At 73.5% G+C, this 9,050-nt stretch carries 8 protein-coding genes; 5 read left to right on the top strand and 3 right to left on the bottom strand.

Annotation, left to right across the window (positions count from 1 at the left end; translation table 11 throughout):
* Nucleotides 1–50 precede the first annotated feature (50 nt).
* Nucleotides 51–1,448, top strand: coding sequence for an FAD-dependent oxidoreductase (locus B7767_RS05270; RefSeq protein WP_085571086.1), 1,398 nt, complete (start codon nucleotides 51–53; stop codon nucleotides 1,446–1,448).
* A 134-nt stretch (nucleotides 1,449–1,582) separates the two neighbouring features.
* Here B7767_RS05270 and B7767_RS05265 read toward each other — a convergent pair whose 3' ends face one another.
* The gene (locus B7767_RS05265) at nucleotides 1,583–1,903 is read right to left on the bottom strand and encodes a hypothetical protein (protein WP_085571085.1); all 321 of its coding nucleotides are present in this window, start codon (nucleotides 1,901–1,903) and stop codon (nucleotides 1,583–1,585) included.
* Nucleotides 1,904–2,036: 133 nt separating this feature from the next.
* Here B7767_RS05265 and B7767_RS05260 point away from each other — a divergent pair, with 133 nt between their 5' ends.
* Complete coding sequence (locus tag B7767_RS05260) at nucleotides 2,037–2,858, top strand: rhomboid family intramembrane serine protease (RefSeq protein ID WP_085571084.1); 822 nt, start codon at nucleotides 2,037–2,039, stop codon at nucleotides 2,856–2,858.
* A 7-nt stretch (nucleotides 2,859–2,865) separates the two neighbouring features.
* Here B7767_RS05260 and B7767_RS05255 read toward each other — a convergent pair whose 3' ends face one another.
* Together B7767_RS05255 and hemE are read right to left on the bottom strand one after the other, a co-directional pair.
* A complete protein-coding gene (locus tag B7767_RS05255) occupies nucleotides 2,866–4,911 on the bottom strand; it encodes a SpoIIE family protein phosphatase (RefSeq protein WP_085571083.1) in 2,046 nt (681 codons plus the stop codon).
* 102 nt (nucleotides 4,912–5,013) lie between these two features.
* On the bottom strand, nucleotides 5,014–6,108 hold the full coding sequence (hemE, locus tag B7767_RS05250; protein WP_085571082.1) for a uroporphyrinogen decarboxylase: 1,095 nt from the start codon (nucleotides 6,106–6,108) through the stop codon (nucleotides 5,014–5,016).
* 171 nt (nucleotides 6,109–6,279) lie between these two features.
* Here hemE and B7767_RS05245 point away from each other — a divergent pair, with 171 nt between their 5' ends.
* The 3 genes from B7767_RS05245 to B7767_RS05235 all read left to right on the top strand — a co-directional run.
* Entirely contained in the window at nucleotides 6,280–6,921 is a 642-nt protein-coding gene (locus tag B7767_RS05245) for a DUF3000 domain-containing protein (RefSeq protein WP_371101816.1), read from the top strand.
* Nucleotides 6,922–7,188: 267 nt separating this feature from the next.
* A complete protein-coding gene (locus B7767_RS05240) occupies nucleotides 7,189–7,851 on the top strand; it encodes a response regulator transcription factor (RefSeq protein WP_004923664.1) in 663 nt (220 codons plus the stop codon).
* A 143-nt stretch (nucleotides 7,852–7,994) separates the two neighbouring features.
* The coding region (locus B7767_RS05235; protein ID WP_085571087.1) for a ribonuclease D at nucleotides 7,995–9,050 on the top strand (1,056 nt) is incomplete at its 3' end.

The raw sequence follows: 9,050 nt of genomic DNA, 5'->3' as shown, positions 1-9,050 counted from the left end.
GATAGGTCCTCGAACGGGACTGAAATCCCCTCTCCCCGTAGCGTGTTCACATGAACATGAGCGATGCGCGCGGTGCGAGGGAACGCCTGGTGGTGATCGGCGGTGACGCCGCGGGGATGTCCGCGGCGTCACAGGCCCGCCGGCTGAAGGGCCCGGACGAGCTGGAGATCGTGGCGTTCGAACGCGGCCACTTCACCTCCTTCTCGGCGTGCGGCATCCCCTACTGGGTGGGCGGTGACGTCCCCGACCGGGACCGGCTGATCGCGCGCACCGCCGAGGAGCACCGCGCGCGGGACATCGGTCTGCGGCTGCGCACCGAGGTCACGGAACTCGACCTCGACCGGGGGCGGGTACGCGCGCGGGACGTCGATTCCGGCGCCGAGTCCTGGACGTCGTACGACAAACTGGTGATCGCGACCGGTGCGCGGCCGATCCGCCCGGAGCTGCCCGGCATGGACGCCCCCGGGGTGCACGGCGTGCAGACCCTGGACGACGGACAGGCCCTCCTCGACACCCTGTCCCGCACGCGCGGGCGCCGCGCGGTGGTCGTCGGGGCGGGTTACATCGGCGTGGAGATGGCCGAGGCGATGATCAACCGCGGCTACGAGGTGACGGTCGTCAACCGCGGCGAGGAACCCATGGCGACCCTCGACCCCGACATGGGGCGCCTGGTGCACCGCGCCATGGAGGGCATGGGCATCACCATGGTGAACGACGCCGAGGTCACCGAGCTGCTCACCGGGGACGACGGCAGGGTGCGCGCGGTCGCCACAGAGGACGCCGAGTACCCGGCGGACGTCGTCGTGCTCGGCATCGGGGTGCGCCCGGAGACGACCCTGGCACGGGCCGCCGGGCTTCCCCTGGGGGAACACGGCGGGCTGCTCACCGACCGGTCGATGCGGGTGCGCGGGCACGAGAACGTCTGGGCCGGCGGCGACTGCGTGGAGGTCCTCGACCTGGTCTCCGGACAGCAGCGGCACATCCCGCTGGGCACGCACGCCAACAAGCACGGCCAGATCATCGGCGCCAACGCCGGCGGCGGCTACGCCACCTTCCCCGGCGTGGTCGGCACGGCGGTCAGCAAGGTGTGCGACCTGGAGATCGCGCGCACCGGGCTGCGGGAGAAGGACGCCCACCGCGCGGGCCTGCGCTTCGAGGCGGTCACCATCGAGTCGACCAGCCGCGCGGGCTACTACCCGAACGCCTCCCCCATGACGGTGAAGATGCTCGCCGAACTGCGCACCGGCCGCCTCCTGGGCGTCCAGATCGTCGGCCACGAGGGCGCGGGCAAACGCGTGGACATCGCGGCGGTCGCCCTCACCGCCGGCATGACGGTCGAGCAGATGACGGCCCTGGACCTGGGCTACGCCCCACCGTTCTCCCCGGTCTGGGACCCGGTCCTGGTGGCGGCCAGGAAGGCGGCGGCGAAAATCAGGGCGACCGTGTAGCGGGGGTGCGGTGAGCGCCCCTCCAGGGGCGCGGGGCCGAATTCGACGTGCGGCTCCGCCGCGTGGGCGCGACAAGCCACATACGGTCGGCACCCCGCAGCCCGACCGAACCCCTACGGCGCCCCCGAAAACCCTCACCCCGTCCCGTTGATCCTCTCGATCGCCTGCCGCGCCTGCTCGGCCGGCGGCCGGGACGGCAATGAGGACACCGAGGCACTCGACGGCACCGGCGGCGGCTGCTCCCCCGCCGGCCTCGCGTGCGCGGCGGCCTTCGCGGAACGCAACCGGTGACTCACCGCCTCGTCCAGCGTGACCGGCCGCCGCATCTGGGACGCGAGCCGCCCCGCCTCCTGCCCCAGCCGGGCGACGTCCTCCCAGGGCAGGCGCACCACGAGCGTGAGCTCGGCCTCGCCGTCGGGCAGCGCGTGCATCGCGGGAGTCACTCGGTCGTTCATCGCCAGTTTCCTCACGTCGGCCCCGCGGCCCCTTCCCCGGGCCGCGGACGGTCGACGAGTCATACGCACGACCGGACGGCGGCGTTCAGCGGCGCCGCGGATTCACCGCCCGCCGCCCGGGCACAAGGGGGATGTGGTCATCCCCGTCCATGACGTGAACCCCGCGCGGCGCACCCCCTGGGTGACGTACGCGCTGCTCGCCGCCAACCTCGTCGTCTTCGTCGTCCTCACGCCCGGCGTCACCGGCTCTCCGGCCGGCGGGGGCGGCCTGGCCGACCTGTGCCACCTCCAGGCGTTCCTGGAACGGTACGCGGTGGTGCCGCAGGAGCTGATCCACCACCGGATGCCGAACCTGGTGCCCACGGGCGACACCGGGGTGGGCCCGCAGGGTCCGGGATGCGTGATCGGCCCGCCGGGCTACGACAAGTCGCCGGAGCTGAGCGTCCTGACGGCGATGTTCCTGCACGGCGGCTGGCTGCACCTGCTGGGCAACATGCTCTTCCTGTGGATCTTCGGCAACAACGTCGAGGACCGCATGGGCCACCTCCGCTTCCTGCTCTTCTACGCCGTCTGCGGTTACGCGGCCTCGTACGGTTTCGCCCTGCTGAACGCCGGCTCGGGCGAGCCCCTGATCGGCGCCTCCGGGGCCGTCGCCGGGGTGCTGGGCGCCTACCTGGTGCTGTATCCGAGGGCGCGCGTGTGGGTGCTCGTACCGTTCCTGATCTTCCTGCCGCTGCGGCTGCCCGCCTGGATCGTGCTGGGTCTGTGGTTCGTGCTCCAGGCGGTGTACTCCTCCGGCCAGGGAGTCACCGACGCCGGGACGGTGGCGTACGTGGCGCACGTCGTCGGCTTCGTGGCCGGCATGCTGCTCGCCTGGCCGCTGCGCCGGGGCACTCCCCCGCCCCCCGAGCCGCGCGGCGTCCTCTTCGGCCGGCGGGCGCTGCCGGGCCGGTAGTCCTCCCCTACCGGCCCGCTGCCCCGCGCTCGTCCGCGGGGACCACGGGCAGGCGCAGGGCCAGCATGGCCACGTCGTCGTCGTTGTCCACGGCGAGCTGGTCGGTGAGCAGCGCGTCGCAGAAGGCCTCCAGCGGGTGTCCGACGGCGGCCGAGGCGTGCAGCCGCAGCCGCTCCAGGCCGGCCGTCAGGTCCTCCTCACGGCGCTCCACCAGCCCGTCGGTGTACAGCAGCAGGGTCGAGCCGGGCGGCAGCGGCTGTACGGCGTCGGCGTACTCGGGCTGTGGGTCGAGTCCGAGCATCGGGGAGCGGGCCGCGGTCAGGAAGCGCGCGGTGCCGTCCGCCTCGACCAGCAGCGGCGGCGGGTGTCCCGCCACGGAGTAGTTGAGCTGGAAACGGCCGGGGGCCGGGCGTTCGACCCGGGCCAGGACGCAGGTGGCGGTGAACTCCAGGTAGAGGGTCTGCACGGCGACGTCCAGCCGGCGCAGGATCGCGCCGGTCGGTTCCTGGCGGTCCAGGGTGAGTCCGCGGAGCATGTTGCGCAACTGGCTCATGGTGACGGCGGCGGGCAGGTCGTGGCCGGAGACGTCGCCGATGGTGAGGACGGTGGCGCCGTCGCGCAGCACGAACGAGTCGTACCAGTCGCCGCCGACCTCGGCGGCCGCGGTGCTGGGCCGGTAGCGGACGGCGATGTCGAGGCCGGGCACGTCCGGCGGATCGGTCAGCAGGCTGCGCTGGAGGGCCAGCGCCACCTGCCGGGTGCGCTGGTACTCCAGGGCGTTGCTGAGGGGGGTGTGGGCCCGTTCCAGGAGGGTCTGCAGCAGGCCGATATCGGTCCGGCCGAGGGGAGGGCGGTCGCCGCTGGTGGAGACGGTGACCAGGGCGGCGGTGGTGCCGCCGACGACGACGGGAAAGACCACGGCGCTGTTGACCCCGTCGGCCAGCCAGGGTTCGCCGTCGGGCGGGGTGAGCTCCGGCGGGGGCTCGCCGGGCGGGAAGACGGCGTGGAGCGGGCTGCGCCGGTCGGCGGCGCGGGCGAGCGGGCTGCCGGACCTCAGGTGCTCCTCGCGGTGCGGGGGCAGGTCGGGCAGGCCCTCGCAGGTGGTCGCGGTGATGCGCCGCGCGGTCAGCGGGGTGCCGGGCAGCCGGTGCAGGGCGTGCGGGAGGAGGTGGACGGTGCAGCTGTCGGCGATGCCCGGAACGATCACATCGGCGAGGGCGGCGAACATCTCGTCCAGCCGTACGATGCCGGCCGTGGCGGTGGTGGCCCGCGCCAGCAGTTCCTCACGCCGGGCCTCCTGCCACTCCTGTTCGACGTCCGCGCAGGTGCCCATCCACTCGATCACCGTGTCCCCGTCGCGCACCGGTGCGGCGTCGACGGCGAAGTGACGGTAGCCCCCGTCGGCCAGCCGCAGCCGGTACGTGTGGGTCCAGCGGGGCGCCTGCTCGTCCAGCGCCCGCTGCCACGACTCGACGGCGGCGGCGCGGTCGTCGGGGTGGAGGGCGTCGATCCACCCGTCGCCGCGGAACTCCTCCCAGCTCTGCCCGGTCACCCGCTGCCAGCCGGGGCTCGGCTCGCTCACCCCGCCCTTGGGGCCGGTCACCCACACGATCTGGGAGCTCGCGTTCACCAGGCTGCGGTAGCGCTGCAGCGCGCGGCGGCGCTCCTCGGACAGCACACGGATGCGTTCCTCGCCGGTCACCTGTTCGGTGACCTCGACGATCACGCCGAGCACGCCGGGCCGGCCGTCGCTCATCGTGGCGTGGGAGATGCTGAACGAGAAGTAGCGGGTCCCGCCGTCCACCGGGCCGGGGTAGGCCAGGTCGACGGGTACGGAGGTGAGCACCTCGGCCGTGCCCGTGGCGAAGACCCGGTCGAAGATGTCGAAGTAGCCGGACTGCGCGAGGTCGGGGAAGGCGTCGCGGATCGTCCGGCCCAGCGGGCGGTCGCCGAAGGTGTTCCGGTAGACGGCGTTCATGTACGCGAGCCGGTGTTCCGGCCCCTGCGTGAAGACGACGCCGATCGGGGCGGGGTCGAACATCTCGAGCCTCATGGGGCCTCCACCTGCCCGTACCCGGGAGCGAACGTGGCGGGCAACGTGTGCCCAGTACCCCGCCCCCGGGTTCCGACGCGCGTGCGGCGCGTACGCGGTGGGTCAGCGCGCCGTCCGGGTGTGGACGTACTCCACGAGACGGGTCAGGGCGTCCGGGTCGGTGGACGGCATGACGCCGTGGCCGAGGTTGAAGACGTGGCCCTCCAGTCCGGCGGCGGCCTCCAGGACCTCCTGCGCCTTGGTCTCGACGGCCTCCCGGCCGGCGAACAGCACGGTCGGGTCCAGGTTGCCCTGGAGCGCCTTGCCGGGGCCGACGCGGCGGGCGGCCTCGTCCATCGGGACGCGCCAGTCGACGCCGACGACGTCCGCGCCGGCCTCGCCCATGAGCCCCAGCAGCTCGCCGGTGCCCACGCCGAAGTGGATGCGCGGGACGCCGTGGCCGGCCACCGCGTCGAACACCTTCGCCGAGGCGGGCAGCACCGAGCGCCGGTAGTCGGCGGGGGCGAGCGCGCCGGCCCAGGAGTCGAAGAGCTGGACGGCGGAGGCGCCGGCGGCGATCTGGACCTTCAGGAACGCGGCCGTGATGTCGGCGAGGCGGTCGAGCAGGTCGGCCCAGAGCTCCGGGTCGCCGTACATCATCGCCTTGGCGTTCTCGTACGTACGGGACGGGCCCCCCTCGACGAGGTAGCTCGCGAGGGTGAACGGGGCGCCCGCGAAGCCGATCAGCGGGGTGGACCCGAGCTCGCGGGTCAGCATGCCGATCGCCTCGGTGACGTAGGAGACGTCCTCGGGGGTGAGGTCGCGCAGCCGGGCGAGGTCGGCGCGGGTGCGCACGGGCTGCTCGACGACCGGGCCGATGCCGGGCTTGATGTCGAGGTCGAGGCCGATGGCCTTGAGCGGGACGACGATGTCGCTGAAGTAGATCGCCGCGTCGACGTGGTGGCGGCGCACCGGCTGGAGCGTGATCTCGGTGACCAGGTCGGGGCGCATGCAGGAGTCGAGCATCCCGATGCCCTCGCGGACCTTGCGGTACTCCGGCAGTGAGCGCCCGGCCTGCCGCATGAACCACACCGGCGTGTGCGGCACGGGCTCGCGCCGGCACGCCTTGAGGAAGGCGGATTCCTGGACCGCGTCGTTCCTGACGGGATCGGGGGTCGCGGTCGGCGTCTGGCCCTTCGGGCTTGCGTTGGCACTCACACCGGCAAGTCTCGCACGACCCTCCGGCGCGCCCGGACCCCAGGGCCCGCGGGGCGGGATCCGGACACCGCCGGGCGGCGCGGGTGTCCCTCCCTGCGCCGGGGGCCCGTTCCGCTTAATCTTCCCCGCATGGCTGCGGCTCAGGGACGACTGTCGGACGGCGCTGGCGGAATGGACGAACGGAAGGAGACCGGAGGGGACTCCGGTCAGGGGGGCGCGGGGGGTGCGCCCCCGCTGCCCTTCCGGGCCGCTGTCGAGGCGCTGCGCGGCGCGCGGCTGCGGACGCAGATCGAGGTGGATCCCGCGCCCGCCCCGAAGCGGCTCGCCCCGTACGCGTACGCGCTGGAGGCGGCGGTCGTCGACGGCGAGGAGGATCTGGCCGACGGCCGGCTGGTGCTGCTGTACGACCCGGACGGGCACGACGCCTGGCGGGGCACCTTCCGTCTGGTGACGCTGGTGCGCGCGGAGCTGGAGCCGGAGATGGCGGCGGACCCGCTGCTGCCGGACGTGTGCTGGTCCTGGCTGACCGGTGCGCTGGCGGCGCGCGGACTGACGTACGGCGAGCCGAGCGGCACGGTGACGCGGGCGAGTTCCCACTACTTCGGCGGGCTGTCCGCGCGACCCGCCGCCTCGCAGATCGAGATCCGGGCGTCCTGGACGCCCCGGGAGGGTCTGGGCGGGGCCCCGGACGCGGCCGCCCATCTGGTGGCGTGGTCCGATCTGCTGGCCCAGGTCGCGGGGCTGCCGCCGGCCGCCGCCGGGGACGCGTCCGTGGTGACGCTGCCGCAGCGGAGGGGGCCGCAGTCGCGCTGAGCCTCCCGCTCGGGGCTCCCGGCGGTCGCCCTCGCCCATCTCTTTGTCGACACGGCCACTTTCGGAAGCGTTGCGACGCGGATCGAAACCGTTCGGTCTTCGAATGATCGCTCGTGCGTCCGAATTGCTCGGATTGTTACTCATCACTTCGTGATCATTCGTTAAAGGACACCAGGTTTATTGCCGAAGACGACTGTGACCTTGAAAGCACGGTTCGTCCCCACTGCACCCCCCACGAGCCGGCCCGTCCCGTACCCAGGAGGCCTGGTGTCCGTTCTCCTCGAGCAGCCCGCAAGCCTGGTCGCCTACCGCCCGAACAAGCCGACCGCCATGGTGGTCGTGGCCGACCCGCGCGTCCGTTCCACCGTCACCCGCCATCTGTGGGCGCTCGGTGTACGCGATGTCATCGAGGCCTCGTCCGTCGCGGAGGCTCGTCCCCGCATCGGCAACCCCCGCGACATCTGCGTCGCCGAAGTCCACCTGCCGGATGGTTCCGGCCTCACCCTCCTCTCCGAGACCCGGGCGGCCGGCTGGCCCAACGGCCTCGCCCTCTCCGCCGCCGACGACATCGGCGCCGTGCGCAACGCCCTCGCCGGCGGAGTGAAGGGTTACGTCGTCACCGGCACCCGCACCAACCTCGGGCTCCCCACCCGCCCCGGTGCCGCCCCCATCGGCGCCGCCGCCGCCCGCCTGCACCGCCGCCCCCCGGGTGCCCCGAGCCACCCGGGCGGCTACCGGGAACTGTCCGGCCGCGAGGTCGAGGTGCTGCGGCTGGTGGCGGAGGGCCAGTCGAACAAGGCGATCGGCGTCTCCATGGGCCTGTCCGCGCTGACCGTCAAGAGCCACCTCGCCCGCATCGCCCGCAAGCTCGGCACGGGCGACCGCGCCGGCATGGTGGCGGTGGCCCTGCGCACCGGCATCATCCACTGACCGCACCCACCCGTCCCGTTCCGCCCCGCCCCCGGGCTCACGCACGCGATCTTTCCCTCTCCTGACCGGAATACGACCCACCGGCGCCCGTCACGGAACACGACCGTCGACGGGCGCCTTCACGGCACGGATACCCTTGACAGGTGACCGACGCCCACGACACCGCAGCAGACCGTTCACTGCGCACCACCGGAGGCGCTCCTCCGGACGACGGCGGATCTTCTGCTACGGAGGCGCCGACCCCCTTGCTCGAACCGCGCGAGGGCATTCCGCCCGTCGTCGCGGACGAGGCCGCGCTCGCCGAGGTGGTCGCCGCCTTCGCCGCCGGGACCGGCCCCGTCGCCGTGGACGCCGAGCGCGCCTCCGGCTACCGGTACGGCCAGCGCGCCTACCTCGTCCAGCTGCGCCGCGAGGGCGCCGGCACCGCGTTGATCGACCCCGTCGCCTGCCCCGACCTGTCCGGTCTGGGCGAGGCGCTGTCCGGCGTCGAGTGGGTGCTGCACGCCGCCACCCAGGACCTGCCCTGCCTCCGCGAGATAGGCATGGTGCCCACCCGTCTCTTCGACACCGAGCTGGCCGGTCGCCTCGCCGGGTTCCCCCGCGTCGGACTCGGCGCGATGGTCGAGAACGTGCTCGGCTTCGTCCTGGAGAAGGGCCACTCCGCCGTCGACTGGTCCACCCGCCCGCTGCCCGAGCCCTGGCTGCGCTACGCCGCCCTCGACGTCGAGCTCCTGGTCGACCTGCGCGACGCGCTGGAGAAGGAGCTGGACCGGCAGGGCAAGCTGGACTGGGCCCGGCAGGAGTTCGACGCGATCGCCTCGGCACCGCCGCCCGAGCCCCGCAAGGACCCCTGGCGGCGCACCTCCGGCATGCACAAGGTGCGCCGGCGCCGGCAGATGGCCGTCGTACGGGAACTGTGGCAGACCCGCGACCGGATCGCGCAGCGCCGGGACGTCTCCCCGGGCAAGGTGCTCTCGGACGCGGCGATCGTGGAGGCCGCGCTCGCCCTCCCCGCCAACCTCCACGCCCTCGCCGCGCTCAACGGGTTCGGGCAGCGCGTGGGGCGGCGCCAGCTCGAGCAGTGGCAGGCGGCCGTCGACCGGGCGAAGGCGCTGAGCGAGGACCGGCTGCCCCAGCCCGGCCAGCCGGTGACCGGTCCCCCGCCGCCGCGCGCGTGGGCCGACAAGGACCCGGCGGCG

The sequence above is a fragment of the Streptomyces sp. 13-12-16 genome (assembly GCF_002114215.1).
GTDB lineage: Bacteria > Actinomycetota > Actinomycetes > Streptomycetales > Streptomycetaceae > Streptomyces.
The sequence above is the reverse complement of the archived record's forward strand: the minus strand, read 5'-3'. Positions and strand labels throughout refer to the sequence as shown.

Coding starts and splice junctions, on each gene's coding strand:
- B7767_RS05265 (WP_085571085.1), bottom strand. CDS start 1,903: ATGAACGACCGAGTGACTCCCGCGATGCACGCGCTGCCCGACGGCGAG.
- B7767_RS05270 (WP_085571086.1), top strand. CDS start 51: ATGAACATGAGCGATGCGCGCGGTGCGAGGGAACGCCTGGTGGTGATC.
- B7767_RS05245 (WP_371101816.1), top strand. CDS start 6,280: ATGGACGAACGGAAGGAGACCGGAGGGGACTCCGGTCAGGGGGGCGCG.
- B7767_RS05255 (WP_085571083.1), bottom strand. CDS start 4,911: ATGAGGCTCGAGATGTTCGACCCCGCCCCGATCGGCGTCGTCTTCACG.